General features: G+C 68.9%; 19 protein-coding genes. 13 read left to right on the top strand and 6 right to left on the bottom strand.

Annotation, left to right across the window (positions count from 1 at the left end; all coding sequences use genetic code 11):
• Positions 1–51 precede the first annotated feature (51 nt).
• Complete coding sequence (locus UAJ10_RS06285; RefSeq protein ID WP_322914527.1) at positions 52–2,385, top strand: GH92 family glycosyl hydrolase; 2,334 nt, start codon at positions 52–54, stop codon at positions 2,383–2,385.
• A gap of 20 nt (positions 2,386–2,405) precedes the next feature.
• A complete protein-coding gene (locus UAJ10_RS06280) occupies positions 2,406–2,750 on the top strand; it encodes an L-rhamnose mutarotase (RefSeq protein WP_322914526.1) in 345 nt (114 codons plus the stop codon).
• Between the two features lie 9 nt (positions 2,751–2,759).
• Here UAJ10_RS06280 and UAJ10_RS06275 read toward each other — a convergent pair whose 3' ends face one another.
• Positions 2,760–4,259, bottom strand: a complete 1,500-nt coding sequence (locus UAJ10_RS06275; protein ID WP_322914525.1) for a CoA-acylating methylmalonate-semialdehyde dehydrogenase — start codon at positions 4,257–4,259, stop codon at positions 2,760–2,762.
• Positions 4,260–4,365: 106 nt separating this feature from the next.
• Here UAJ10_RS06275 and UAJ10_RS06270 point away from each other — a divergent pair, with 106 nt between their 5' ends.
• Positions 4,366–5,259 carry a LysR family transcriptional regulator gene (locus UAJ10_RS06270; RefSeq protein WP_322914524.1) on the top strand — a complete coding sequence of 298 codons (894 nt, stop codon included), beginning with the start codon at positions 4,366–4,368 and terminating at the stop codon, positions 5,257–5,259.
• A gap of 24 nt (positions 5,260–5,283) precedes the next feature.
• Here the strand turns inward: UAJ10_RS06270 and UAJ10_RS06265 are convergent, their stop codons facing one another.
• Entirely contained in the window at positions 5,284–6,837 is a 1,554-nt protein-coding gene (locus tag UAJ10_RS06265) for a tannase/feruloyl esterase family alpha/beta hydrolase (RefSeq protein ID WP_322914523.1), read from the bottom strand.
• Between the two features lie 277 nt (positions 6,838–7,114).
• Between UAJ10_RS06265 and UAJ10_RS06260 the strand changes: the two genes are divergently transcribed.
• Genes UAJ10_RS06260 through UAJ10_RS06250 form a run of 3 tightly spaced genes read left to right on the top strand, consistent with a single transcriptional unit; the run spans position 7,115 to position 10,095 of the window.
• The gene (locus tag UAJ10_RS06260; RefSeq protein WP_322914522.1) at positions 7,115–8,422 is read left to right on the top strand and encodes a CitMHS family transporter; all 1,308 of its coding nucleotides are present in this window, start codon (positions 7,115–7,117) and stop codon (positions 8,420–8,422) included.
• Between the two features lie 27 nt (positions 8,423–8,449).
• Complete coding sequence (locus UAJ10_RS06255) at positions 8,450–9,799, top strand: acyclic terpene utilization AtuA family protein (RefSeq protein ID WP_322914521.1); 1,350 nt, start codon at positions 8,450–8,452, stop codon at positions 9,797–9,799.
• Entirely contained in the window at positions 9,796–10,095 is a 300-nt protein-coding gene (locus tag UAJ10_RS06250; RefSeq protein ID WP_322914520.1) for an AtuA-related protein, read from the top strand. The genes UAJ10_RS06255 and UAJ10_RS06250 overlap by 4 nt, the downstream gene beginning before the upstream one ends.
• Here UAJ10_RS06250 and UAJ10_RS06245 read toward each other — a convergent pair.
• Entirely contained in the window at positions 10,033–11,007 is a 975-nt protein-coding gene (locus UAJ10_RS06245; RefSeq protein ID WP_322914519.1) for a LysR family transcriptional regulator, read from the bottom strand. The two genes, UAJ10_RS06250 and UAJ10_RS06245, sit on opposite strands and share 63 nt — an antisense overlap.
• A gap of 326 nt (positions 11,008–11,333) precedes the next feature.
• Here UAJ10_RS06245 and UAJ10_RS06240 point away from each other — a divergent pair, with 326 nt between their 5' ends.
• Entirely contained in the window at positions 11,334–14,027 is a 2,694-nt protein-coding gene (locus tag UAJ10_RS06240) for a TonB-dependent receptor plug domain-containing protein (protein ID WP_322914518.1), read from the top strand.
• A gap of 54 nt (positions 14,028–14,081) precedes the next feature.
• Here UAJ10_RS06240 and UAJ10_RS06235 read toward each other — a convergent pair whose 3' ends face one another.
• From UAJ10_RS06235 to UAJ10_RS06225, 3 genes are all read right to left on the bottom strand, one after another.
• The gene (locus UAJ10_RS06235; protein ID WP_322914517.1) at positions 14,082–15,611 is read right to left on the bottom strand and encodes an AMP-binding protein; all 1,530 of its coding nucleotides are present in this window, start codon (positions 15,609–15,611) and stop codon (positions 14,082–14,084) included.
• Positions 15,612–15,666: 55 nt separating this feature from the next.
• On the bottom strand, positions 15,667–16,479 hold the full coding sequence (locus UAJ10_RS06230; protein WP_322914516.1) for a p-hydroxycinnamoyl CoA hydratase/lyase: 813 nt from the start codon (positions 16,477–16,479) through the stop codon (positions 15,667–15,669).
• 69 nt (positions 16,480–16,548) lie between these two features.
• Positions 16,549–17,532, bottom strand: coding sequence for an AraC-like ligand-binding domain-containing protein (locus UAJ10_RS06225; RefSeq protein WP_322914515.1), 984 nt, complete (start codon positions 17,530–17,532; stop codon positions 16,549–16,551).
• 280 nt (positions 17,533–17,812) lie between these two features.
• On the opposite strand from UAJ10_RS06225, the gene UAJ10_RS06220 reads away from it, so the two are divergent.
• The 6 genes from UAJ10_RS06220 to UAJ10_RS06195 all read left to right on the top strand — a co-directional run bounded on the left by UAJ10_RS06220 (position 17,813) and on the right by UAJ10_RS06195 (position 26,711).
• Positions 17,813–19,330 carry a carboxylesterase/lipase family protein gene (locus UAJ10_RS06220; RefSeq protein ID WP_322914514.1) on the top strand — a complete coding sequence of 506 codons (1,518 nt, stop codon included), beginning with the start codon at positions 17,813–17,815 and terminating at the stop codon, positions 19,328–19,330.
• Positions 19,331–19,470: 140 nt separating this feature from the next.
• Entirely contained in the window at positions 19,471–21,918 is a 2,448-nt protein-coding gene (locus tag UAJ10_RS06215; RefSeq protein WP_322914513.1) for a TonB-dependent receptor, read from the top strand.
• 16 nt (positions 21,919–21,934) lie between these two features.
• Positions 21,935–23,425 (top strand): benzaldehyde dehydrogenase, encoded by a 1,491-nt coding sequence (locus UAJ10_RS06210; RefSeq protein WP_322914512.1) that lies wholly within the window; start codon positions 21,935–21,937, stop codon positions 23,423–23,425.
• Between the two features lie 26 nt (positions 23,426–23,451).
• Entirely contained in the window at positions 23,452–24,561 is a 1,110-nt protein-coding gene (locus UAJ10_RS06205; protein ID WP_322914511.1) for an NAD(P)-dependent alcohol dehydrogenase, read from the top strand.
• Between the two features lie 325 nt (positions 24,562–24,886).
• Entirely contained in the window at positions 24,887–25,174 is a 288-nt protein-coding gene (locus UAJ10_RS06200; protein ID WP_322914510.1) for an NHLP leader peptide family RiPP precursor, read from the top strand.
• Positions 25,175–25,331: 157 nt separating this feature from the next.
• A complete protein-coding gene (locus UAJ10_RS06195) occupies positions 25,332–26,711 on the top strand; it encodes an ISNCY family transposase (RefSeq protein ID WP_416235340.1) in 1,380 nt (459 codons plus the stop codon).
• Positions 26,712–26,746: the final 35 nt, after the last annotated feature.

Genomic DNA, 26,746 nt, shown 5'->3' with positions numbered 1-26,746 from the left:
GCCGCGGGCGCCCCGCCAGGAGGCGAGGGCGCGATGGGGAAGGAGAAGATCATGCTGACACGTCGGACGTTGCTGGGGGGCACCGCCGGCCTGGCCTTACTGGGCGGAAGTGGGTTGCCGGTGGCGGCGGCCTGGGCGGGGGAGGGCGAGGACCTCACCCGCTGGGTCGATCCCTTCATCGGGACGGGCGGGCATGGCCACACCTACCCCGGCGCCACCGTGCCCTTCGGCATGGTGCAGTTGAGCCCGGACACGGACAACGGCCGCTGGGATTCATGCTCCGGCTACCACCAGGACGACCGCACCCTGATGGGCTTTTCCCATACCCATCTCAGTGGCACGGGCGTGGGCGACATGCTGGACGTGCTGGTGGTGCCCAGGGTCGGTCCGGTGGTGCTGCAACCGGGCAGCCTGGAGGATCCCCAAGGCGGCTATCGCGCCCGCTTCGACCATGCCGATGAACAGGCCACCCCCGGCTATTACCGCGTGCGGCTGAAGGACAGCGGCATTACCGCCGAACTGACGGCCACGGCCCGCGCGGGCCTGCACCGCTACACCTTCCCGGCGGGCGCGGGAACCAACGGGGACGGGGCGCACTTGCTGATCGACTTCCACCACGGCATGCAGGACAAGCACGGCGTGCCCACGCGGGTGACCGACGCCAGCCTGCGGCTGGTGGGCAACGACACGCTGGTGGGTGGCCGGCGGGTGCATCAGTGGGCCGACGGGCGCCACATCCACTTCGCCCTGAAGCTGTCGCGCCCCTTCACCAAGGGTCAGCTGTATTCCGACGACCAGCCGGTGGCAGGCGACCAGGCCGCCGGCACGAACCTGAAATGCGCGCTGCATTATCCGGATGCGGCCCAGGCGCCGCTGCTGGTCAAGGTCGGGCTGTCGGCGGTGGACGAGGACGGCGCGCTGCGCAACCTGCAAGCCGATATCCCCGGTTGGGACTTCGACCGTGTGCGCTGGGCCGCCCGTGACGCCTGGCAATCGGAACTGTCGCGCATCCGTATCGACGCCGACAGCGATGTAGACCGCCGCATCTTCTATTCCGCCCTGTATCACGCCCTGCTGGCGCCCACCTTGTTCAGCGACGTGGACGGGCGCTATCGTGGCATGGACGACGCCATCCACCAGATGCCGCCGGGGCGCCACACCTATTCCACCTATTCGCTGTGGGACACCTATCGCGCCCTGCACCCCCTGTTCACCCTGGTGCAGCCCGACCGCGTGCCCGACCTGGTGGACGGGCTGGTGCGCATGGCGGTGGAAAGCCCGGCGGGCCCGCCCGTCTGGCCGCTGCAGGGGCGGGAGACGGGCTGCATGATCGGCTGGCATTCCGCCGTCGTGCTGGCGGAGGCGCAGGCCAAGGGCTTCAAGGGCATCGACTACAAGGCCGCCTGGCCCGTGTTCCGCAAGCGGGCCTTCGAGGACACGACCCTGGGCATGGGGGAGTACCGCCGCCTGGGCTACATCCCCAGCGACACGGTGGACGAGGCGGTCAGCAAGACGCTGGAGTACGCCTATGATGACTGGGCCCTGGCCCACCTGGCGGCGGGGGCCGGCGCCCGGGACGACGCCCGCGCCCTGGCCGAACGCTCACGCAACTACCGCCATGTCTTCGACCCGGCGCTGACCTTCGTGCGCGCCCGCGACAGCGTCGGCAAGTGGATCGAGCCGTTCGATCCCCGCGCCATGGGCCACATGAAGAAGTGGCGGGATTTCACCGAAAGCAACGCCTGGCAGGCCACCTTCCTGAACCAGCATGACCTTTACGGCTATATGGAGATGTTCGGCGGTCCGGAGGCGTTCGAGCGCAAGCTGGATGAGCTGTTCACCACCAGCTCGGAAATGCCGGCGGACGCGCCGCCCGACATCGCCGGCCTGGTGGGCCAGTACGCCCACGGCAATGAGCCCAGCCACCACGTGGCTTATCTCTACGCCTACGCCGGCGCCCATTATAAGACCCAGGCGCGGGTGCGCATGCTGTTGCGGACCATGCACCAGGACCAGCCGGACGGCCTGGCCGGCAATGAGGATTGCGGCCAGATGAGCGCCTGGTACCTGATAAGCGCGCTGGGCCTGTACGCCGTCGACCCCGTGACGCCCATCTACGTCTTCGGCTCGCCCCTGTTCCGGCGGGCGGAGCTGGCCGTGGGCCAGGGCCGCCGGCTGGTGGTGGAGGCGCCGGGCAACGGGCCCGACAGCCCCTACATCCAGTCCGTCTCCTGGAATGGCGCGGCGTATACCAAGAGCTGGATCAGCCATGCCAGCCTGGCGGCAGGTGGGCGCCTGACCTTGCAGATGGGCCCCAAGCCCAACCCCCGCTTCGGTGCCGACCCCGCCGACCGGCCGCCGTCCTTCGCACCGGTCAAGGTGTGACTATCGCAAGAAAGACAATGATGAGCCGCCATGTCCTGATGTTGGACCTGAAGTCCGATCCCACGCTGATCGAGCGGTATCGCCAGTGGCACGCGCCGGGGAAGGTGCCACCGGCCGTGGTGCGCGCCATCCGCCAGGCCGGCATCCTGGAGATGGAAATCCATCTCTGCGGTGACCGGCTGGCGATGATCGTGGAGGTGACGGACGATTATGACCCGGTGGCCAAAGCCGAAGCGGACGCCGCCGACGCGGACGTCCAGGCGTGGGAGGCGCTGATGGATACCTTTCAGCGCCCCTTGCCCTGGGCCAAGCTGGGGGAGAAATGGGTGCCGGCGGAGCGCATCTTCAGCCTGGCCGAACAATAAGCACCCCCCTCACTTCATCGTCGGCATCACGAACTCAGCACCCGCGCGAATGCCGGTAGGCCAGCGGGTGGTGATGGTCTTCAGCCGGGTGTAGAAGCGGATGCCCTCGGGCCCATGCATATGGTGGTCGCCGAACAGCGACTGCTTCCAGCCGCCGAAGGAATGGAAGGCCATGGGCACGGGGATGGGCACGTTGATGCCCACCATGCCCACCTGGATCTGGTGGGCGAACTCGCGGGCGGCGTCGCCGTCGCGGGTGAAGATGGCGGTGCCGTTGCCGTAGGGGTGGTCGTTGATCAACTGGGCCGCCTGGTCATAGCTGTCCGCCCGCAGCACCGACAGGACGGGCCCAAAGATCTCCTCCCGATAGATGCTCATGGCCGGCGTCACGTGGTCGAACAAGGTGCCGCCCAGGAAATAGCCGTTCTCGTAGCCCTGCAGGCGGATGTCGCGGCCATCCACCACCAGCGTGGCGCCCTCGGCGACGCCGGCGTCGATATAGCCGCGCACCTTGTCCAGGTGCTGGCGGGTGACCAGGGGGCCCATTTCCGACTGCGGGTCGGTGCCCGGCCCCACCTTCAGGGTGCGCAGCCGGTCGGCCAGGCGGCCCACCAGCGCGTCGGCGGTGGCCCGGCCCACGGGCACGGCGACGGAAATGGCCATGCAGCGCTCACCGGCCGAACCGTAGGCGGCGCCCATCAAGGCGTCCACCGCCTGGTCCAGGTCGGCGTCGGGCAGGATGACCATATGGTTCTTGGCCCCGCCCAGGGCCTGGCAGCGCTTGCCGTGGCGCGCGGCCGTCTCATAGATGTACTGCGCGATGGGGGTGGAGCCGACGAAGCTGATGGCCTGCACCTGGGGGGCGGTCAGCAGGGCATCGACCGCGACCTTGTCCCCGTTCACCACGTTGAAGACGCCAGCGGGCAGGCCCGCTTCCTCCAGCCACCGGGCGATGACCAGGGCGGCCGACGGGTCCCGCTCCGACGGCTTCAGTATGAAGGTGTTGCCGGCGGCCAGCGCCACCGGGAACATCCACATGGGCACCATGGCCGGAAAGTTGAACGGGGTGATGCCGGCGACCACGCCCAGGGCCTGGCGCAGGGAATGGCTGTCCACCCGGGTGCCCACGTTCTCCGTCACCTCGCCCTTCAGCAGGGTGGGGGCGGCCGTGGCGAACTCCACCACCTCCATGCCCCGCTGGATTTCGCCCAGCGCGTCGGAATGCACCTTGCCGTGTTCCGACACGATGATGGCGGCCAATTCGTCCGCCCGCTCCTCCAGGATGCGCAGGAAGCGGTTCAGGATGCGGGCGCGGCGCAGGGGCGGGGTGGCGGCCCAGGCGGGGAAGGCGGCCGATGCCGCCGCCACGGCCTCCGCCACCTCGGCGGCGGAGGCGAGGTCCACGCGACCCGTCTCTTCGCCGGTGGCCGGGTTGTGGACCGGCGCCGTGCGGCCGGACCGGCCGGCCTGGACCTGGCCGCCGATGTGATGGGGGATGGACTTGGTCATGGGGCTCCTCCGCCGGTTTGCCCTTCGCTTATCCGGCTTGAGGAACTGCGCATCAACGCGCAATGTCGCGGCTTCGTTGTGCGGATTTTATAGTCTGGATTTGCCGATGGAATGGGATCAGGTCCGCGTCTTCCTGGCCGTCGCCCGCGCCGGGCAAATCCTGGGGGCCGGGCAGCGCCTGGGCCTGAACCACGCCACGGTGGCCCGCCACCTGACGGCGCTGGAAACCGCCCTGGGTGTGCTGTTGGTGGAGCGGCGGCCCCAAGGCTGCACCCTGACACCGGCGGGCGAGACGCTGATGGCGGCTGCTGAGCGCATGGAATCCGAGCTGCTGCAGGCGGGCTCCATCCTCTCGGGTCTGTCCGGCAGCGCCGACCGGCTGACCGGCACGGTGCGGGTGGGGGCGCCGGACGGCATCGGCACCTATTTCCTGGCGCGGGAACTGGGCGCCCTGGCGGAGCGGCATCCCGGCCTGACCATCCAGCTGGTGCCCTTGCCGCGCACCTTCTCCCTCTCCCGGCGCGAGGCGGATCTGGCCATCACCCTGGAACAGCCGGACCACGGCCGGCTGATGGTGCGCAAGCTGACGGACTATTCCCTGAGCCTTTACGCCAGCCAGCGGCATCTGGACCGCCACGGCCCCTTGCGCACGACGGCGGATCTGGCCGGGCGACTGTTCGTCACCCATGTTGAGGACTTCGCCTACAGCCGGGCCCTGGACTACGCCGGGGAGGTCGGCCGCCACACCGACCGCCATTACGAATGCGGCAGCGTCGTCGCGCAGATCGAGGCGGTGCGGTCCGGCCATGGCATCGGCGTGCTGCACGATTATGCGGCCGCGGGCTTTCCGGAACTGGTGCGGGTGCTGCCGGACATCCGGTTCACCCGCACCTACTGGCTGCTGAGCCATCCCGACAGCCACCACACCCGGCGCATCGCCGCCGTGCGCGAGCACATCGCCGACCGCATCGCCGCCGCGCGCGGCATGATGCTGACCTGAGGCGTCACATGTGGGCCCGAGGCTTCACTGGCAGGTGAAGTTCGCGGCCTGGTCGCTGGAGCCCTTGCCGGTCCAATGGGCGACGGCGGGGTAGGGGCACAGGGGTCGTGTGCGCAGCACGGGGGAGGTGGGGTCCAAATCCTTCTCGTGCTTGGCGGCGACCAGCCAGTCGGGCGCCTTGCCCTGTTCCACCCACGCGCGCAAGGCCGTTACGGCATCGAAACGGTTTGGTCCGGGGCCGCCGTAGCAGTGTCCCATGCCCGGCGCCATGAATAGGCGGAAATATCCCCCCAGCCGCGCCCGCGCCTGGGCCGGGTCGGACGTGCCCGCCACGGCCTGGTAATACTGGATGGGATAGGTCTGGGCGTTCAACTGGTCGGCCCAGCCCTGGCTCATGATCAGCTTGCCGCCGCGCGCCTTGAACGCCGACAGGTCCGGCGACACGGCGGTGATGGTGGCGCCGACCTTGTCGTCCGTCAGCGTCACGTCGCGGTCGAAATCGAAGTCCTGCCAGCGCCAGGACAGGTTGTCGTAGACCATGTTCTGGAACAGGGGGATGACATAGGCCTCCAGCAGCTTGCCCTGCTGCAAATCCCAACCCCATTCGCTGCCCGGCACCAGGCCGGGATAAATCGCCTCGCCCGTGCGCGGATTGCGCGGACCGGCATAAAGCGCGCGCACGGCCGTCACTTGCGGCGGCGTCAGGCAGGCCGTGGTGTCCGTGGCGCCGGATGCGCATTGCAGCACGGTCGGGTCGAACCGGCAGGCTGGCGGATTCTCGATCAGCCCGTCCTTGACGCCATCGGCGGCATCGCAGGCGTTCAGCACCGCCTGGTGCAGCAGGGTCAGCTTTTCCGCCGGCAGGGTGCTGGCCGGATCCAGCAAGGTGGCCCGCGAACTCCACAGGAAGCTCATCATCAGGCGGGTGTAGTTCATCCCCGGCGCGCCGGCATGGATGCCGTCATAGTCGCCGGGGAAATACTCCGCCTCCGTCATGGCCTGGGCACCGCCGGTGGAACAGCCCTCGAAATAGGCCTTGGCCGCCGGCGTGCCGTAGCGGGCGGCGACGATGGCCTTGGCCGCCACCGTCATGCGATGGATGGCGTTGTGGCCCCAGTTTGCCAGCTGGACGGGGTCGTGCATCCAGTCCAGGCGGGCGCCGGGCTTGCCCTCCGCCGGGCCGTGGCCCGTGTCCGTACCGGCCACGGCATAGCCAGCGCGCAGGGCCGGGCCCATGGCGTAGTAGCTGAAGTTGCCGGCGAAACCGCCGTTGCCCACCCCCTGGAATCGGCCGTTCCAGGCCGTCTCGGGCAGCCAGACCTCCACCTTCACTTCCGTCTCGGCCATGGCCACCACGCGGCAGAAGGCGGGCAGATCGGGGAAGGTGATGGTGCCGTCCGGCGCCTTGTAGGGGCCGGCGGCGACAGGCTCGGCCGACAGGATGCGCGCCTCGGGCAGGGTGCGGCCGCCCAGGCTGGCGCAGTCCGTGGTCGGCGTCGCCGCCTGGGCCGCATGGGCCGTCGCGGCCCATGCCAGCAGCGCACCGGTCGCCGCCCCCGTCCAGGTCATCACGCGCATGGTCATCCTCCCCAGCCTGTTCCCGTGTTCTGTCTCCGGGAATGCCATGACGGAAAGGACGAAGGAATTAGATTAACTTTATGCGATTGATAGATTTTGATTATCGCCGCCGCTCGGCCTCGGGCGTGGCAAGGAATTCATTAAACTTTACTATCGCAACCATAGAACAAATCTATTTCCCTTATCGGGCCTTCGTCCTTAACCCTAAGCATCGAACCATCAGGCGCCAAGGCCACGACGTCCGGGCTGAACCGGGCGCGGGAGAAGGGGGAGAGGCATGATCGCGGTACTGGGTTTCGGCACGGTCACCGTTCTGTTCCTGGCCATCCTCAGCAACCGGCTGTCACCCCTGGTGGCCCTGATCGCCGTGCCCGTCGCCGGGGCCTTGCTGGGCGGCTTCGGGCTGGAAACCAGCCGCTTCATCCTGGACGGCATCAAGGCCATCGCGCCGGTGGCCGGCATGTTCGTCTTCGCCATCCTCTATTTCGGCGTGGTCACCGACGCCGGTATGCTGGACCCCATCATCAGCCGCATCCTGCGCCTGGTGGGGCACCGCCCCTGGCGCATCACCATTGGTGCCGCCTTCCTGGCCCTGCTGATCCACCTGGACGGGTCGGGGGCGGTGACCTTCCTGGTGACCATTCCCGCCATGCTGCCCTTGTTCGACCGGCTGGGCATGGACCGGCGCATCCTGGCCTGCGTCACCTCGCTGGCGGCGGGGGTGAATTTCCTGCCCTGGACGGGCCCCATGATTCGCGCCGCCGCCGCCCTGCACCTGCCGGTGTCCGACATCTTCCGGCCGCTGCTGCCGGTGCAGGCGGCGGGTCTGGCCTTCGTCTTCGCCGCCGCCTGGTGGCTGGGCCGGCGGGAGGAACGCCGCCTGGCCCTGGCCGGGACGCCGGCGGGCGCGGGGGCCATTCCGGCCGCCGAACGGCCGCTGACGGCGGAGGAACGGGCCTTGCGCCGCCCCCGGCTGTTCTGGCTGAACCTGGCCCTGACGGTCGCCGTCATGACGGTCATGGTGGGCGGCTGGGTGGATCCGGTGGTCATGTTCATGCTGGGCACGGTGGCGGCCCTGATGCTGAACTACCCCGACGTGGCGGAACAGCGCCGGCGGGTGGATGCCCACGCCAAGGCGGCGCTGATGATGGCCGGCATCCTGCTGGCCGCTGGCGCCTTCACCGGCATAATGCAGGGCAGCGGCATGCTGAAGGCCATGGCGGGGGCGGCGGTGTCCGTGATGCCGTCCGGCATGGCGGGGCACATCCCCGTCATCCTGGGCGTGCTGTCCATGCCGCTCAGCCTGCTGTTCGATCCCAACTCCTTCTACTTTGGTATCCTGCCGGTCATCGCCTCGGTTCACGGCAGCCTGGGCGGCCAGCCCGTACACGTGGCGCAGGCCGCCGTGCTGGGCCAAATGACCACCGGCTTCCCCGTCAGCCCCCTGACGCCCGCCACCTTCCTGGTGATCGGGCTGACCGGCATCGGCCTGGGGGAGCATCAGAAATTCAGCATCCCCTACCTGTTCGGCGCCACGCTGCTGATGACGGTGGTGGCCGTCGTCATCGGCGTGCTGCCCCTGTAGGGATCCCGCGACCAGGAGGCATCCGCGTTGAAACGCGTCAGACTAGGCACCGGCGCCGGCTATTCCGGCGATCGTATCGAGCCGGCGGTGGAACTGGCCGAGGCGGGGGACATCCGCTATCTGGTCTTCGAATGCCTGGCGGAACGGACCATCGCCCTGGCCCAGTTGGCCAAGCGGCGGGATCCGTCCGCCGGCTTCGATCCGCTGCTGACCGATCGCATGATGGCCGTCCTGCCCGCCTGCCGGCGCAACGGCATCACCATCATCACCAACATGGGCGCGGCCAACCCCCATGCCGCCGGCGCCGCCGTCTCGGCCGTCGCGCGGTCACTGGGCCTGGGGCCGTTGCGCGTCGCCATCGTCACCGGCGACGACGTGACGGAGATCATCCGCGCCCGCCAGGACCTGACGATCGAGGAGACGGGCGCGCCGGTGTCCAGCCTGGCGGATAGCCTGGTATCCGCCAACGCCTATCTGGGGGCGGAGCCCATCGTGCGGGCGCTGAAGGCCGGGGCCGACATCGTCATCACCGGCCGGGTGGCCGACCCGTCGCTGTTCCTGGCGCCGCTGGTGCATGAATTCGGCTGGGCAGCGGATGACTGGAGACTGATGGGCAAGGGCACGCTGGTCGGCCACCTCATGGAATGCGCCGGCCAGGTCAGCGGCGGCTATTTCGCCGATCCCGGCTACAAAGATGTGCCCAACTTGGCGCGCCTGGGCTTCCCCATCGCCGAGGTGGCGGCCGACGGCGCCGCCACCATCACCAAGGTGGCGGGCAGCGGCGGCCTGATCACCGGCGCCACCTGCCGGGAGCAGTTGCTGTATGAGGTGCACGATCCCGCGCGCTATCTGACGCCGGACGTGGCGGCCGATTTCAGCGGCGTGTCCATCACCGAGGCGGGGCCGGACCAGGTGCGGGTGGATGGCGGCGGCGGGGCCGCGCGGCCCGCCAGCCTCAAGGTCTCGCTGGGCTACGGCGATGGGTACATCGGCGAGGGCCAGATCTCCTACGCCGGGCCCGGAGCCCTGGCCCGCGCGCGTCTGGCCTGCGACATCGTGGCGGAACGCTTGCGCATCATCGGCCTGCCCCTGCGCGAGCTGCGGCTGGACCTGATTGGCGTGGACGCCATCCACGGCCCCGAACTGTCCGCGGCGGCCCCCGAACCCTACGAGGTCCGCCTGCGCGTCGCCGGCCGCACCCACACCCTGAAGGACGCCGAGCGCATCGGGAACGAGGTGGAGGGCCTTTACACCAACGGCCCGGCCGGCGGCGGCGGCGCCACCAAGATGGCCAAGGAGGTCATCGCCGTGCAGTCGACCCTGATCCCGCGCGAACTGGTCAACCCGCAAGTCCACATGATGGAGGTTCAGCCATGAAGCTGCGCGACCTGGCCCATTCCCGCACCGGGGACAAGGGCAACACCTCCAACATCTCCGTCATCGCCTACCGGGCGGAGGACTACGCGCGGCTGGAGGCGGCGGTGACGGTGGAGCGGGTGCGCCATCACTTGGGCGCGCTGATCCAGGGGGAGGTGGTGCGCTATGCCCTGCCGGGGCTGGGGGCGCTGAACTTCGTCCTGACGCGCACGCTGGGCGGCGGTGTCACGCGGTCACTGGCCCTGGACGCCCACGGCAAGTGCCTCAGCTCCGCCATCCTGGACCTCGACATCTAGGCACGGGCCCGGCGTCGCGGCGCAGGAGTTGGCCGCCGCCAGCAGCACCTTGGTGAACTCCTCCACGGCGGGCAGCAGCGAGCTGCCCCGGCGCTTGATGATGACGATGCGGCGGACGAAGCCGGCGTCGTCGATCGGCCGCGTGGCGATGTCGGCGAATCCCCGGATCTCGATGGCGGAGGCCGGCAGGATGGCCAGCCCCAGGCCGGCGCGCACCATGCTGACCGCCGTGGACATGTACGTCGCCTCGCACGCCGGGGTGGCGATGGAGCCGGCGCCGGCGAAGGCCTCATCCACCAGGCGGCGGACGCTCGTGTCCTTGTCCATCAGCACCAGCGGGAATTGGGAAATGACGGGCACGGAGGCCAGGGGCAGCTCACCGGCCGCATGCCCCCGGGGATAGACCAGCACCAGCCGGTCCTCGAAGACGTCGATGGTGTCCAGGTCGGGCTCATCCACGCCGCCGACCCCGATGCCGAAATCCACCTCCTCATTGCGCACCATGGCCAGCACGCGCTTGCCCACCGCGTCCTTCAGCACGAAGGAGACGCGGGGATTGCGGGCACGGAAGTCGGCGATCAAGGCGGGCAGGGGCCCGGCGGCGAAGCTGGGCAGGACGGCCACCCGGATGGTGCCGCGCGGCTCTTCCGAGAATTCCCGGATGTCGGCCATGGCGCTGTCGAAATCCTTCATCAGCCGCTGGAACACGGGCAGCAGTTCCTGGCCCACACGGGTCAGCTGCACCGACCGGGTGTTGCGGTCGAACAGGCGCAGACCGATCTGGTCCTCCAGCTGGCGGATGCGGATGGTCAGGGCGGGTTGGGAAATGTTCAGCGCGGCCGCGGCCCGGGTGAAGCCGCCGAGCCCGACCACCGCCAGGAAGGCGCGGATCTGCCGAAGATTGACATCCATATAAATTCCCTATCACAGCACCCTCATTCATCACAATCACTGCAATGCCCGACGCTGCCATGCCTGGCGGGCAGTTTTGTGATGGTTGCATTGATAAGTGCAGTTTATTAATGCATGTAAAAAACAAATTTTACAAATCTAACGGCCCCTACAATACTCCCCATGAATAGAGAAGGCGATGCCGTCGTGGGTCGGCATAAAACGCCAATCGGGGAGGGAAAATAATGAAAATTGGAAGTGTATCCGCGCCTGGATTTGCAGCTCGTTTGCGGGCGACCGCTTCGGTCGTGGCGCTTTTTTCTTTGTGTGCTGGGGCTCATCCCGCCATGGCCCAGCAGAAGGACGCGGATCCGGCCGATGATGGCATCGCGGAGATCGTCGTCACCGGCACCTACCTCAAGGTGAAAAGCCAGGCCGATATTCCCGACCCCACCCAGACCTTGGACCGCGACGCCATCAGCCGCTCGGGCGTCAGCAACCTCAGCCAGCTGACCAACCTGACCCCGGCCAACATCGGCAGCATGGGCGGCGCGCAGGATCTGTCCAAGGGCGGGCCGGAAAACCACGGCTCCCGTTCCGCCAACCTGCGCGGCCTGGGGCCGTCGTCCACCCTGGTGCTGCTGAACGGCCACCGCACGGCGGCCACGGACACCGACAGCAACCTGAACCCCTACGTCAACCTGAACACCCTGGTTCCGCTGATCGAAATCCAGCGGGTGGAAACGGTGCTGGACGGCGCGTCGGCCCTGTATGGCTCCGACGCCATCGCCGGCGTCATGAACTTCATCACCGATGACAAGTTCAACGGCGTGGCCGCGGGCGGGCAGTACACCTTCATCGACGGCGCGCCGAAGTATTTGGTGGAGGGCATGTTCGGCGGCGGCGGCGACCGCTTCCACGTGGTGGGGTCGTTCAGCTACGAACACCAGGAGAACCTGCAGAATTCCCAACGCCGGGTGACGAACTTCTACAGCCCCTCGGGCACGTCGCAGCCGGGCAACTTCATCCTGTCCTCGGCCCCGCACACGGCCAACGGCGGCGACGTCGTCATCAACAACGGCGTCAACGGCGCCATCGATTACACCCAGCTGTACAACAACACCGTGGCCGCCCGCGTCGCCGCCGGGGCCAACCCGACGGCGACGGCCACCAAGAACGTGCAGGTGGCGGACCCCAGCTGCGACGTCCCCGGCACCGGCGGCGTGTTCGTGGGCAACAGCTTCCCCCTGGGCGCCTGCCAGTTCAGCTACCAGGCCATGAACCCCATCCAGCCGGCCTACAAGCAGGTGCTGTCGCACGTACGCGGCACCTACGACCTGACGGACACCCAGCAGATCTTCTTCGAAGGCCGTTATTACTTCCAGGATTCCGACCGCTACGGCGTCGCCAGCACGCCCATCACCCGCGGCAGCATCATCGTGCCCGCCAGCAACCCCGGCAATCCGTTCGGCGTGCCGGTCACCTTCCTGGGCCGTGTCATGGGCGTGAACGGTCCCCATGACGACGACAAGACGGATTTGACCGGCACCCACCTGGTGCTGGGCGCCAAGGGCAAGCTGTGGGGGGACTGGGAATACTCGCTGGACGGCGTCTATTCGCGGGAGCAGCAGGTCTACGACGTCAAGGAAACCGACCTGGTGTCGCTGCAATACGCCGTCAACGGCTATGGCGGCGCCGGCTGCCCGGTGTCCTTCAACGGCACCGCCAGTTTCGCCCCCGGCACCAACGGCTGCTCCTATTTCAGCCCCTTCGGCAAGGACCAGAAGGTCAACAGCCAGGCGGTCATCGACCAGTTCTTCACCTACACCACCTCGCGCACCGTGTCGGAATACATGATCGCGGAAGGCGTGGTGACGGGGAAGCTGTTCGACCTGCCCGGCGGCACCAGCGCGCTGGCCGTGGGTGGCCAGTTCCGCAACGAATACCGGTCCATCCTCTATGACGCCTTCCGCACCAGCGGCCGCACCGCCTACCTGCCGCCGGGCGTGTCGGGATCGGGCACCCGCCAGATCGGCAGCGGCTTCGCCGAGCTGGGCTTGCCCATCCTGAAGGATCTCTATGTCGACGGCGCCATCCGATATGAGGATTACGGCCCCTTCGACAGCGTGGACCCCAAGATCGGCGTCAACTGGCACGCGACGCCGGAGCTGACCCTGCGGGCGGCGGCCAGCACCGCCTTCCGCGCACCGGCCCTGGCCCAGTCGGTGGGCAGTGCCGCCACCAGCGGCACGTCCAACCTGTATGACCCGCTGGTGGCCGGGGACAAGGGCACGTTCCGCAACGTCAACACGGTGCCCAACAACAAACTGCAGCCGGAAACCTCCACCAACTACGACCTGGGCATCACCTGGAACCCGATCCGCCACGCCGAGGTCTCGGTCGATTACTGGAACTATGACTTCCAGAAGAAGATCGCGCTGCAGAACGCGCAGGCGGTGATCAACGCCAACCCGACGGGGCCGGCGGTCATCCGCGACGCCAGCGGCACGCTGGTGGGGGTCAATGTCGGCTACTTCAATGCCGGCGCGGTCAAGACCGACGGCATCGACGTGTCCGCCGCCTATACCTGGGACCTGGACGATCACGCGCTGACCCTGCGCAGCACGCTGGCCTACATCCGCAGCTATGAGATCCAGAACAACCCCGGCGATCCCACCTACGAGGTGGTGGGCCACCGCAACGCCAACAGCTTCGCCCCCGTCACGCCGCGCTGGCGCGACAACACCTACCTGACCTGGGAACACGGGCCCCACACCGCCACCCTGACCATGCGCTACACCTCCGGCGTGGTCGACGATTACGGCGTGAACCTGGGGGCGGCCAGTTCGGCCACCGTGGGGGCTTGGGTGGTGTGGGACGCGCAGTACGCCTTCCAGGCGACGGATGCCGTCCGGGTCAGCGTGGGTGCGGTCAACCTGCTGGACCGCGACCCGCCTTGGGCCAAGTTCACCGGCTATCTGCCCAGCCTGGAGGATGCGCTGGGCCGGCAGGTCTACATCCGGCTGGACACGAAGTTCTGAGGCGAGGTCAGGGCTGGCGGTCCATCGCAGGGCCGCCAGCCTTTTCCCTGGGCGTCACTCCTCCGCCGCCTGCTGCCGCAGCACATGCTTCTGCACCTTGCCCGATCCGGTGCGGGGCAGGCTGCCGACGATCAGCACCCGCTGGGGGCGCTTGTAGCGGGCGATGCGGCCGTCCAGGTGGGCCAGCACCTGTTCCGGGGTCACGGTCTGCCCGGCCCGGACCACGACATAGGCCCAGCCGGTTTCGCCCCACCGCTCGTCCGGCACGCCGATGACCGCGACCTCGGCCACGCAGTCCAGCTCCATGACCGCCGCCTCCACCTCCGCCGGATAGACGTTTTCGCCGCCGGAGATGAACATGTCCTTCTTGCGGTCCACCAGGTAGTAGTAGCCGTCGGCGTCCCGCCGGGCGGCATCGCCGGTGCGCAGCCACCCGCCCAACTGGGCCAGCGTGGGCAGTTCCGGCCGGCGCCAATATCCGGCCGACAGGTTGGGACCGCTAATCCAGACCTCCCCCACCTGGCCGTCGGGCACGTCTTGTCCGTCGTCATCCACCAGGCGCAGGCGCACCGTGGGGCCGGGGATGCCGGCCGACCCCGCCTTGGCGGCGATGCGGGCCCGGTCGCCGAGGGGCATGCCCAGCACGGTCCCCGCCTCGCTCATGCCGTAGCCGTCGGCGATGGTGATGCCGTCGTCGCAGAAGCGCTGGATCAGGGCGGCCGGCATGGGCGCGCCGCCGGTGCACAGGGCCACCAGCCGCCGCAGCCGCGCCGCGTCGTAGTCGGGGTGCTGGCGCAGCGTCTGGGCCATCTGCGGCACACACATGTAGTGGGTAATGCCCAGCGCCGGGTCGGCCAGGCGCGACAAGGTCGTCGACGGCTCGAACCCCCGGGACACCAGCAGCGTGCCGCCGTGGGTCAGCGGCGTGCGCGCCAGCGACACCAACCCCACCACATGGAACAGCGGCATGTCGCACAGCACGACGGATCCGCCGCCGATCTTGTTCATCAGGCCGAAGTTGACGGTGGTGAAGAACAGGTTGCTTTCCGTCAGCAAGGCGCCCTTGGGCCGGCCGGAGGTGCCGGAGGTGTAAAGCAGGGTGCTGGGCGTGTCGGCGTGGGGCGGGCCGCCTGGGCGCAAGGGGGCGGCCCGGTCCCAGTCCGCTTCCGCCGCCGCCAGGGTCAAGACGCGTGTCGCGGTGCCCTCCGCCGCCCGGCGGGCGGTTTCCAGGAATTCGGCATCGGCCAGCAGCAGGGCGGGTTCGGCGTCCCGCACCTGGAAGGCCAGTTCCGGCACGGTGAGGCGCCAGTTCAGCGGCGCGAAGATGGACCCCAGCCGCGCGCCGGCCAGGTGCAGCACGATCATGGCCGCGTCGTTACGGCCCAGGACGGCGACGCGCTGGCTAGCGGGGGCGCCCAACGTCGCCGCCAGCCAGGCAGCGCAGCGGTTCACCGCCTGGTCCAGCGCGGCATAGGTGTACCGCCGGCCGCTGGTAAGGTCGGCCAGGGCCAGCGTGTCCGGCTGCGCCGCCGCCTGGAAGGCGACCGGGTCCGGTGCGGGCAGGAAGGAGGGGGGCACGGTCATGGCGGCGGGCTTCGCGGTTGCCGAGGGGAAGGGGTGGGAGGGGGCGGCGGGGCCCTCATCCCCGCCGGTAGGCGCCCAGGCCGGGCTTGTAGCTTTTCTCGTCGATGAACTGGCGTATGCCTTCCTTGCGGCCGGTGTTGTCATGGAAATTGGCCGCTTCCTGCGCGCGGACCAGATAGTCCTCGGCATTATCGTAGGTCATTTCCTTGACCCGTCGCACCGCGTCCTTCGTGGCCTTCAGCGCCGCAGGGTTCTTTTCCAGCAGCATCCTGGCCACCTGCGTCACCCGGTCCTGCAACTGCTCCAGCGGCACCGCCTCATTCACCAGCCGCCATTCGGCGGCCTTCTTGCCGTCGATCAATTCGCCGGTCAGGGCATGGTACATGGCATCACGCAAGGGGATCAGATCGACCACCACCTTGGTCGCGCCGCCGCCGGGCAGGATGCCCCAGTTGATCTCCGACAGGGCGAACTTGGCCTCCTCGGCGGCGATGGCCAGGTCGCAGGCGTACAGCGGGCCGTAACCGCCGCCGAAGCACCAGCCGTTGACCATGGCGATGGTCGGCTTCTGGTACCAGCGCAGGGCGCGCCACCAGCCATAGCTTTCCCGCTGCGACTGGCGCACGGCGCCCAGGCCCTTGGCCTCCGTCTCGCGGAAATATTCCTTCAGGTCCATGCCGGCCGACCAGGCGCTGCCCTCACCCGACAGGACCAGCACGCCGACATCGTCGCGGAACTCCAGCTCCTCCAGCACCTCCATCATGCGGCGGTTAAGGGTGGGGTTCATGCAGTTGCGCTTTTCAGGCCGGTTGAAGCGCACCCAGGCGATGCCATCGGCGACATGGTAAGCAACGGTATCGGCAGTCATGGTCCTGTTCCTGTCACGGGGTCCTCGCGACCCCTCATGGGTTAATTCGATACGGGTGTCTGGCGGGGTTCAGGCGGCCGGCCGGCCCGCGCGGTAGGCGCGGGGGCTGACGCCGAAATGGGCGCGGAAGCTGCGGCTGAAATGGGACAGATCGTTGAAGCCGACGTCGTAGGCGATGTCGCTGATGGTGCCGGCGGCGTCCCGGGTCCGTCGCAGCGTGGCGGCCGCCAATTCCAGGCGCCGCGCCAGGATGTAGGCGGTCGCGGTGGTGCCCAGGCTGGCGAAGGCCATCTGCACATAGCGGGAGGAGATGCCCAGCGCCGTCGCGATGCGGGCGCTGTTCAGGCAGGGGTCGCGCAAATGGGCGTCCACATGCCCCCGCACCTGGCGGGTCCAGTGGACCAGCGCGCCGTGGGCGGGGACGCCGGCCCCGTCCGGCGGCGGTTCACACGCGGTGTCGGCCCGGCAGGCCAGGGCCAGCACGTCCAGCAGGATGTCCGCCACGGCGCCGGTCCAGCCGGCTTCCGTCGGCAGATCGGCCTGTGGCGCCAGGGAGCGCAGCAGCGATAGCAACATGCGGGATTCCGGCCGGTCGGCCGCCATGCGCACCCCGACCAGGCGTTCCGGATCCGCCACCCGCCGGGTCAGCAGCGATTGCGGCAGCTTCACCACCAGCATCTGGTTGGTGTCGGCGAAGGCGATGGAGTAGGGGCTGCGGCTGTCGCACAGCGTCCAGTCCCCATCGTTCAGCCAGGCCTCGCGCGCCCCTTGGCGGTTCAGGCTGCGGCCCCGGTGTTGAGCGTGGATCTTGAAATAGGGCTCCTCCGCCGCCTGCGGGCGACCCTGCGGCAGGCGGCACACCTTGGCCGGGCTGGAATTGACATAGGCGAAGTCCAACCGGCCCAAGGGCTGGCGGACGAGATGGGCCGTGAAATCCTGGTCCCGGGGGTCGACGGCCACGTTGGGGAAGGCCTGGGCGACGATGTCGTTCCAGCTCTCCCGCCGCTGTTCCGGCGCGATGGTGTCCACGGAAAAGCGCTCCATGAGGCCCATGGCTCTCTTTCCTCCCTGTTTCGGGCGTCCGCGGAATGGGCCGTCGTCTGCCCACCGGAACGCCGCTTGCCCTCACCATAGCCATGATTGTTATATTGCACAACAATTGTGATGGCGAAAATGTCGCCATGGGGGCGGCCGGGGGCGTCTTTTCGCCCCACGCCAAGTTCCTTTCGCTCCCTGCCAAGAACTCCCGCCCGCGCGCATGGTTAGCTGCGTCCGGCGGCCCGCTCGGGACCCGCATGCGGCGCGATGGCCAAGGGGACTCGGGATGTTGGCGATGGACCAGACGGATACCCTTCATGTGCGGACGGAAGGGGGCGAGGTCTTTGGCATGGTCGAGGACGGGGTGCGGGCCTGGCGCGGGATCCCGTACGCCGCGCCGCCGGTGGGGGCATTGCGCTTGCGCGCGCCGCGCCCCGTCGTACCGTGGTGGGGTGTCCGCGCCGCGCATGAGTTCGGCCCCATCCCCATGCAGCGGCGCGGGTTCGAGCATATGGGCGGCGCCGGCGACACGACGCCGATGTCGGAGGATTGCCTGACCCTCAACATCACGGCACCCCTGGCGCCCGCCAGGGCGCCACGCCCCGTGGTGGTCTGGCTTTACGGCGGCGCCTTCGCCCTGGGCGGCTCGCGCGGCCCTCTCTATCGCGGCGACCGCATCGTCAAGGACGGGGACGTCATCTTCGTCAGCCTGAACTACCGGATCGGCGTCTTCGGCTTCAGCGACTTCAGCGCCTGGTCCACGCCCGGCCGCCCCCTGGACAGCAATGTGGGCCTGCGTGACCAGGTGGCCGCCCTGGCGTGGGTGAAACGGAACATCGCCGCCTTCGGCGGGGATCCGGGCAACGTGACCCTGGCCGGTCATTCGGCCGGCGCCATGTCGGTGCTGTGTCTCATGTGCGCGCCAGCCGCCGCCGGCCTGTTCCACCGCGCCTTCGTGATGAGCCCCGCCGCGCAGTGCGCCTACGGCCCGGAACGCCATGCGGGACTGGCGCGCGACCTGTTGGCCGCGCTGGAGATCGATCATGCGGACGAGGCGGCCGTGGGGCGGGCCCTGCACGACCTGCCGGCCGATCGCCTGGTGGACGCGTCCTTCCGCCTGTTCTTTGACCAGGGGCCGGACGCCTACCCCGGCGTCCTGGCGACGTCACCGGTCATCGACGGGAATTTCCTGCCCTGGCATCCGGTGGACGCCTTCCGCCAGGGGAAGGCCCATCCCATACCGCTGGTCATCGGCACCATGGCGCGCGAGGGGGCGATCCTGGACAAGGGGCTGCCCCTGCTGCCCAGCCGCGTCAACCGGCTGGACGCCATGTTCCAGGCCACGGATCCAGAGGTACGGGCCCGCGTGGCCCCGGCCTATCGCGGCTACCCCTCCCGCCGGTCGGCGATCGACATGGGCGGCGATTTCATCTTCTGGGCACCGTCCGTCCTGATCGCGCAGGGGCATGCGGCCGTCGCCGACACCTGGATGTACCGCATCGACTACGCCACCCCCTTGGCCCGCCTGATGTTCGGTGGCGCCACCCACGCGCTGGACCTGCCCCTGTTGTTCGGCACGACGGGGGAGGGGGACCTGGGCCGCCTGGACCTGTTCCGCCGCCGCACCTCCAAGCGGGTCAGCCGGCGCTTCCAGGGCGCCTTCCTGGATTTCGCCGACGGGGTGTCGCCCGGCTGGCCGACGTACGACGCGGCCGCCCGCCTGACGCGCGTCATCGACACCGAGGACCGGGAAGAGGGGGATCCGCGCGCGGCGTTGCGGGTCGCCTGGGGCCACTATCGCGGCCCGCGGTGAACCGCCGCCCTTTCCCTTCGCCCCGCGTCAAAACCCCTTCGCTCCGTTCCAAGAATCCGGCGCGGCACCCCGTGTTCTCCTGCCGTCATCGACAACCGGGCCGGTTTCCAAGGCCCGGACGGGAACGGGAGGAGATGAGGATGAGGATAGCGATGCGTGGGCTGGGCTTGCGGCGCTGGGCCCTGCTGGCCGGCGTCTCGGCCCTGGTGATGGCGCCGGCGGCCCTGGCGGCGGAGACGCCCCCCGTGATCGACCAGCTGCAGGACGTGATCATCACCGCGCAGAAGCGGGCGGAGAACGTGCAGGACGTGCCCATCGCCGTCTCCAGCTTTTCCGCCGCCGCCTTGGAAGGCAAGGGCATCGATGATGTCCAGCGCATCGGCGGCCTGGCCCCCAACGTCACCCTGGACGCGGGCTCGCCCTTCTCCGGCTCCACCTCCGTCCTTTCAGCCTCCATCCGTGGCATCGGCCAGGACGATTTCGCCTTCAACCTGGACCCTGGCGTGGGCGTCTATGTCGACGGCGTCTATCTGGCGCGCACCGTGGGCGCCAACGGCGACCTGATGGACGTCGACCATATCGAGGTGCTGAAGGGCCCACAGGGCACGCTGTTCGGCCGCAACACCATCGGCGGCGCCATCAGCATCGTCACCCGCCAGCCGTCGGAGCAGTATCACGCCACGGCGGCCATCACCGGCGGCAGCTTCAACCGCATCGACGTCGGCGCCTCCGCCGACATCCCCCTGACCGACACCCTGTTCAGCACCATCACCGTCTCCTCCAAGAAGCGGGACGGCTACCAGCAGGTGGTGCCTTATCCCGGAGCGGCGGGCACGGTGACCGACGCGGCCGCCTTCACCCGTTCCGGCAGCGGCACCTCCGACACCCAGGGCGGGCAGAACAGCCAGACGGTGCGGGCCAAGCTCTATTGGAAGGGGTCCGGCCCCGTCACCGACACGCTGGTCGCCGACTACACGCAGGAGGACCAGTCGGCCACGGCCAACAGCCTGTTGGGCACGGTGACGGGCGGCGGCCTGTCGGCCCTCTACAACGCCTGCGTCACGCTGCCAGCGGCGACCCTGAACGCGATCAGCGGCGTGGGCGGCAACCCCAATTTCACCAACCTGTGCACCCTTCCCCGGGCGGTGGTGGGTACCGCCCTGACCACGGGGCCGCGCCTGACCTTCGGCAACCAGTTCCTGACCGGCGATATCGACAAGACCTACGGCAACGGCCTCAGCTTCTCCCGCCTGCAGTCCTATGGCATCGCCAACACCTTGGACTGGGAGCTGGGGGAGGATTTGAACCTGAAGTCCATCACGGCCTATCGCCGCCTGCTGTGGCGCACGGGCCTGGACGCCGACGGCAGCCCGCTGACCATCGCCGAGCTGTCGTTCAGCATGGACCAGCACCAGACCTCGCAGGAGTTCCAGCTGACGGGCAAGGCCCTGGACGGCCGCCTGCACTTCGTCAACGGCCTCTATTTCTTCAACGAGGGCGGCAACCTGCACGACTACGTCACCTTCGACGAAGGGCTGCTGCAGTTGGATGGGCCCAACAAGCTGGATACCACCTCGCTGGCCGCCTACACCCATCTGAACTATCAGCTGACCGACCGCATCGGCCTGACGCTGGGGGGCCGCTACACCTGGGAACACAAGACGTTCGAGGGCTTCCAGTCCGACCTGAACGGCCTGAACTACAAGATTTCCGGCTGCTATCCGGTGTCGGAGGCCTGCCGGGCGGCCCTGGGCTTCCCCGTGGCCGGGGAACCGCTGCGCTACTACCCCGCCGGCGTCAACACGAAGGACTTCTACATCTTCACGCCCCGGCTGGGGGCGGAGTACCACCTGACCGACGACGTCATGGCCTACACCTCGTGGTCCAAGGGCTTCAAGTCGGGCAGCTGGACGACGCGCCTGTCCAACCCGCTCAGCACCGCCCCCGGCTTCGGCCCGGAAAAGGCCGAGACGGTGGAATTGGGCGTGAAGTCGGAACTGCTGGACCGGCGCCTGCGCCTGAACGTGGCGGGCTTCCACACCGATTACACCGGCATCCAGCTGAACTTCCAGGAAGGGGTCTCACCCACCCTGCACAACGCCGGCGACGCCGAGATCTGGGGCGGCGAGGTGGAGGCGCAGGCCCTGCTGGGCGGCGGTTTCACCCTGGACGGCACGCTGGGATACCTGCACGCCCGCTACACCAGCGTCGATCCCCGCGTGGTGGGCGTCACCTTGGACAGCCGCCTGCCCAAGACGCCGGACCTGAAGTTCAGCGTCAGCCCGGCCTACACCGCCAGCCTGGCCAACGGCGCCAGCCTGCGGGTCACCGTCGACTACACCCACACCAACCCCATGTACAACGACACCGCCAACACAGCCCTGCTGGAGCGGCAGTCGACCAACGTGGTCAACGCCTCCGTCACCTACACCACGGCGGACGAGCGCTGGCAGGCCACCGTGGGCGGCAGCAACATCACCAACGACCGCTACCTGACCACCGGCAACGAGAACGACGCCGCCGGCGTCATCTTCGGCACCTACAGCCCGCCAGCCCAGTGGTTCGCCACCCTGAAATACAAGTACTGATCCGGGGAAAGAAGAAATGATCAAGCAGTTGGTGTCCGACGCGTCTGACGCCCTAGACGACCCGTGGGATGCCCGGGGCGAGGGGCGGATTTTCACCGGCGCCTGGGTCGTGGCCCAGGGCGGGGCGATCGAGGTGACGGAGCCGGCCACCGGCCGGCTCCTGACCCGGGTGGGGCGGGCGGATCCGGCGGACGTCCGCGCCGCCGCCCAGGCCGCGCGGATTGCCCAACCGGCCTGGGCCGCGTTGCCGGGCGCCGCCCGCGCCCAGGTGGTGGAGGACGCGGCCCGGGTGATGGGGGCCATGGGCGACGCCGTGGTGCGCTGGCTGATGCGCGAGGGCGGTTCCGCCGGCGGCAAGGCGCAGGTGGAGCATGAGCACGCGCTGGGCTTCCTGCGCCACGCCGCCGCCATGGCGCTGGAGCCGCGCGGCCACATCCTGGCCTCGGCCCCGCCGCGCACCAGCGTGGCGGAGCGGGTGCCCCTGGGCGTGGTGGGGGTCATCTCCCCCTTCAACTTCCCGCTGGTGCTGTCCATCCGGGCGGTGGCGCCGGCCCTGGCGGCCGGCAACGCCGTGGTGCTGAAGCCCGATCCCCGCACACCCGTCTCCGGCGGCTTCCTCATCGCCCAGGCCTTCGCCGCCGCCGGCCTGCCCTCGGGGCTCCTGCACATCCTGCCCGGCGGGGCGGAGGTGGGGCAGGCGATGTGCGCCGACCCGGACATCGCCATGATCACCTTCACCGGCTCCACCGGCGCCGGCCGCGCGGTGGGGGAGCTGGCGGGGCGCCACCTGAAGAAGGTGCAGCTGGAACTGGGCGGCAAGAACGCCCTGGTCATCCTGGAGGATGCGGACATCGACCTGGCCGCCCGCAACGCCGCCTGGGGCGCCTGGCTGCACCAGGGCCAGATCTGCATGAGCACCGGCCGCATCCTGGTGCACCACAGCCTGCACGACGCCCTGGTGGACCGCCTGGTGGCCAAGGCGCGGGCCCTGCCGGTGGGCGATCCGCTGGACGGGGCCGTTATCGGGCCGCTGATCGACCCCGGCCAGGTGGCGCGGGTGCATGCCATCGTCGAGGCCAGCGTGGCGGCCGGCGCCGTCCTGCTGGCCGGCGGCGCGCATGACGGCCGCTGCTACGCCCCCACCGTCCTGGCCGGCGTCACCCCCGGCATGCCGGCGTTCGAGGAGGAAATCTTCGGGCCGGTGGCGGTGGTCACGGCCTTCGCCGACGACGACCAGGCGGTGGATCTGGCCAACCGGGGCAGCTACGGCCTGGCGGCCGGCGTCATCGGCGCCAACGTCGACCGCGCCAGCCGCCTGGGCGCCCGCCTGCGCAGCGGCCACCTGCACATCAACGACCAGACGGTCGTGGCCGAGCCCCAGGCGCCCTTCGGCGGCATGGGGGCGTCCGGCAACGGCAGCCGCATCAGCGGCCCCGCCAATTGGGATGAGTTCACCACCTGGCGCTGGACCACCACCCAGCCCCAGGCGCCGGCCTATCCCTTCTGATGCCCGCGCCCAAGGACGCGACAGCCATGCAGATCACCGCCGCCGTGGCCCACGGCGTCAAGGCCCCCCTGACCCTGGAAACCGTGGAGATCGAGGACCCCCGCCCCGGTGAGGTGCTGGTGCGGGTGGTGGCCACCGGCGTCTGCCACACCGACATGGCCATGCGCGACCAGGAATTGCCGGTGCCGCCGCCGGCGGTGCTGGGGCATGAGGGAGCGGGAATCGTCATGCGGGTGGGGGCCGGCGTCACCCGCGTCGCCCCGGGCGACCGCGTGGTCATGAGCTTCAATTCCTGCGGCGCCTGTCCCTCCTGCGACGACCATCTTCCAGCCTATTGCCATGACTTCTTCGGCCGCAACTTCAGCGGCCGGCGCGCCGACGGCAGTAGCGGCTTGAGGTGGGCGGGCCAACCGCTGGGCGGCAACGTCTTTGGCCAGTCCTCCTTCGCCACCCACGCCCTGTGCCATGAGCGCAACGTGGTCACGGTGCCGGCGACGGTGCCCTTGGAGATCCTGGGACCGCTGGGCTGCGGCGTCCTGACCGGGGCGGGGGCGGTGATGAACGCCCTGCGGGTGGGACCGCGCCGGTCCCTGGCCGTCTTCGGCACCGGGGCCGTGGGCCTCAGCGCGGTGATGGCGGCCCGGGTCATGGGGGCCGCACCCCTCATCGCCATCGACGTGGTGGAGGCGCGCCTGGATCTGGCGCGGGAGTTGGGCGCCACCCATGCCTTCAATCCCACCCGGACATCGGTGGTGGAGGAGATCATGGCGCTGACGGGCGGTATCGGCGTCGATTACGCCCTGGACACCACGGCCCGTCCGGCCGTTGTCGGCGACGCCGTGCGCTGCCTGGCGCCGCGTGGCGTCTGTGGCCTGGTGGGCGCCATGCCCTTCGGCCAGGCCCTGCCGGTGGACGGCGGCCATCTGATGAGCGGCGGCCGCGCCGTGCGCGGCATCGTCGAGGGGGACGCCGACCCGCACCATTTCATCCCGGCGCTGATCGACCTGCATCTTGCCGGGCAGTTCCCCTTTGACCGGCTGATCACCTTCTACCCCCTGGCCGAGATCAACCAGGCCATCCACGACGCCGAAACCGGGCGGACGGTGAAGCCGGTGCTGCGCATGCCGGGGTGGTGATTGGGTCCACCGCCGCCTAGGACGGGCGGAAAAGGGGCGCTTCCATCGGGCATGGACGGTCAGGGACTCCTACTCATCGGCCCACGGGCGGGCGACGGCACAGGCGTCGCCCCGTCCATCCCAGCATGTGACAGCGAAAGCGGGCGGCAATGTGAATTGTCGCGCGTTTGTTCTACAGACAGGATCCACCTCCCCAAATACTCTCGCGCGGGATAGGCGTCCAGTACATGTGGGCCCTAATACAGATGATGTCGGGCCGGTGCCCGGCAACGGATGCACAAGCGCATTTATTCCGCATAAGCGAACGGGGCCGTGGGGACACGACATGACAAACGACGGAAGCATGAAGATCACTGGCCGGATCATCGCCAGGGCCTGGGCCGATGAAGACTACAAGGCCCGACTATTGGCCGACCCGGCCACCGTCATGGAGGCCGAGGGCCTGGCGGTCCCGACGGGTATCGCCATCAAGGTGGTGGAAGACACCGCCACCGTCCAAACCCTGGTTCTTCCGGCGCGGCCGATCGATCTGTCGGACGATGACCTGGGCGAGGTCGCGGGCGGCCGCCCCAGTGGCAAGGACACATGGGCCTACACCCGGCCGCTCTTTTAGCGCCACCCCAGCGGTCAAGTCCTGGATGGCTCAGATAATTATTTCCATAATATACCTTACCGGTTTTTGTCGTGTAGGCGCAAAGTTAAAATGTCAGACTTGTGCAAAGTAGAACTGTCAGTCTTCCGGTTGGCTGTGTCCGACGTGGGAGGCTGCGGTGGGCTGGGTCGTGATGAGCGAACGGGACGTTCGTCGGGTTGAGGTGCTGTCGGATGTTGTGGGTGGCCGTCTGACAGCTGGCTCAGCGGCAGCTGTTTTGGGCTTGAGCGAGCGTCAGGTATGGCGGTTGCTGAGCCGGTATCGATCGGGCGGAGGTGGTGCTCTTGTGCACCGGGCGCGGGGTCGGCCGTCGAACCGCACGTTGGGGTCTGGGCTGCGCGAGTTGGCGCTGGAGCTGGTGCGGCGGCACTATGCGGATTTCGGTCCGACGCTGGCGGCGGAGCAGTTGGCGGAGCGTCACGGCCTGGTTGTGTCGCGGGAGACGCTGCGGGGGTGGATGTCCGCGGCGGGGTTGTGGGTATCGCGGCATCAGCGGCGTCAGTTCCATCGCCCTCGCCTGCGCCGGGAGCGCTTGGGCGAACTGGTTCAGATCGACGGCAGCGAACATCGGTGGTTTGAGGACCGGGCTGGCCCGTGCAGCCTGCTGGTGTTCATCGACGATGCGACGGGCCGATTGATGGAACTGCGGTTTGCGGCGTCGGAGAGCGCGTTCAGCTACTTCGCGGCGCTGGAGGGATACGTGACGCGACATGGCCGGCCGGTGGCGTTTTACTCCGACAAGCACACGGTGTTCCGGGTGGCGAAGACGGAGGCGCGGACGGGGCAAGGGATGACGCAGTTCGGTCGGGCCTTGGCGGAGTTGGGGATCGAGATCCTGTGCGCGAACTCCAGTCAGGCGAAGGGGCGGGTTGAGCGGGTGAACCGGACGCTGCAGGACCGGCTGGTGAAGGAGTTGCGGCTGGCGGGGATCAGCGACATGGCGGCGGGGAACGCCTTTTTGCCCGGGTTCATGGAGCGGTTCAACGGGCGGTTTGCGGTGGCCCCTGCCCGGCCGGAGGATGTGCACCGTCCGCTGACGGTGTCGACGGAGCGGCTGCGGGACATTCTATGCTGGCGGGAGCGGCGGTATGTGGGGCGGCAGTTGACGCTGTCTTATGAGCGGCGGCGGGTGATGCTGGCGGAGACGGCGGTGACGCGGGGCCTGGTGGGGCAGTATGTGGACAGCTACGCCTTTGCGGACGGGCGGCTGGAGTTCCGCTGGCAGGGAGTGGCCCTGCCCTACACCGCGTTTGACAAGAACCAGCGGGTGAGCCACGCGGCGGTGGTTGAGAATAAGCGGCTGTCGGCGGTGTTGGCTGAGATCCGGGAGACGCAGGAGGCGATGCCGGCACCGAAGGTCCAGACCAACAGTGAGCGCGTTGGCTATGTCCAGACCGGGGGCAAAGCGGGGCGCAAGCGGGGTTTGCCGGGGCGCCCTGCGGGGGTGGGCCGGTCCGCTCCGCCGCTGGCTTCGCGGCCCGCCCCACCCCCGCACTGACAGTTCTACTTTGCAGGATACCCTGACACTTCTAT

It is taken from the genome of Nitrospirillum guaranorum (assembly GCF_034653275.1).
Lineage (GTDB): Bacteria > Pseudomonadota > Alphaproteobacteria > Azospirillales > Azospirillaceae > Nitrospirillum.
This window is presented reverse-complemented; position numbering and strand designations above follow the sequence as displayed.

Coding starts and splice junctions, on each gene's coding strand:
- UAJ10_RS06260 (WP_322914522.1), top strand. CDS start 7,115: ATGATCGCGGTACTGGGTTTCGGCACGGTCACCGTTCTGTTCCTGGCC.
- UAJ10_RS06250 (WP_322914520.1), top strand. CDS start 9,796: ATGAAGCTGCGCGACCTGGCCCATTCCCGCACCGGGGACAAGGGCAAC.
- UAJ10_RS06285 (WP_322914527.1), top strand. CDS start 52: ATGCTGACACGTCGGACGTTGCTGGGGGGCACCGCCGGCCTGGCCTTA.
- UAJ10_RS06205 (WP_322914511.1), top strand. CDS start 23,452: ATGCAGATCACCGCCGCCGTGGCCCACGGCGTCAAGGCCCCCCTGACC.
- UAJ10_RS06210 (WP_322914512.1), top strand. CDS start 21,935: ATGATCAAGCAGTTGGTGTCCGACGCGTCTGACGCCCTAGACGACCCG.
- UAJ10_RS06275 (WP_322914525.1), bottom strand. CDS start 4,259: ATGACCAAGTCCATCCCCCATCACATCGGCGGCCAGGTCCAGGCCGGC.
- UAJ10_RS06215 (WP_322914513.1), top strand. CDS start 19,471: ATGAGGATAGCGATGCGTGGGCTGGGCTTGCGGCGCTGGGCCCTGCTG.
- UAJ10_RS06280 (WP_322914526.1), top strand. CDS start 2,406: ATGAGCCGCCATGTCCTGATGTTGGACCTGAAGTCCGATCCCACGCTG.
- UAJ10_RS06245 (WP_322914519.1), bottom strand. CDS start 11,007: ATGGATGTCAATCTTCGGCAGATCCGCGCCTTCCTGGCGGTGGTCGGG.
- UAJ10_RS06265 (WP_322914523.1), bottom strand. CDS start 6,837: ATGCGCGTGATGACCTGGACGGGGGCGGCGACCGGTGCGCTGCTGGCA.
- UAJ10_RS06270 (WP_322914524.1), top strand. CDS start 4,366: ATGGAATGGGATCAGGTCCGCGTCTTCCTGGCCGTCGCCCGCGCCGGG.
- UAJ10_RS06225 (WP_322914515.1), bottom strand. CDS start 17,532: ATGGGCCTCATGGAGCGCTTTTCCGTGGACACCATCGCGCCGGAACAG.
- UAJ10_RS06220 (WP_322914514.1), top strand. CDS start 17,813: ATGGACCAGACGGATACCCTTCATGTGCGGACGGAAGGGGGCGAGGTC.
- UAJ10_RS06200 (WP_322914510.1), top strand. CDS start 24,887: ATGACAAACGACGGAAGCATGAAGATCACTGGCCGGATCATCGCCAGG.
- UAJ10_RS06235 (WP_322914517.1), bottom strand. CDS start 15,611: ATGACCGTGCCCCCCTCCTTCCTGCCCGCACCGGACCCGGTCGCCTTC.
- UAJ10_RS06240 (WP_322914518.1), top strand. CDS start 11,334: ATGGCCCAGCAGAAGGACGCGGATCCGGCCGATGATGGCATCGCGGAG.
- UAJ10_RS06230 (WP_322914516.1), bottom strand. CDS start 16,479: ATGACTGCCGATACCGTTGCTTACCATGTCGCCGATGGCATCGCCTGG.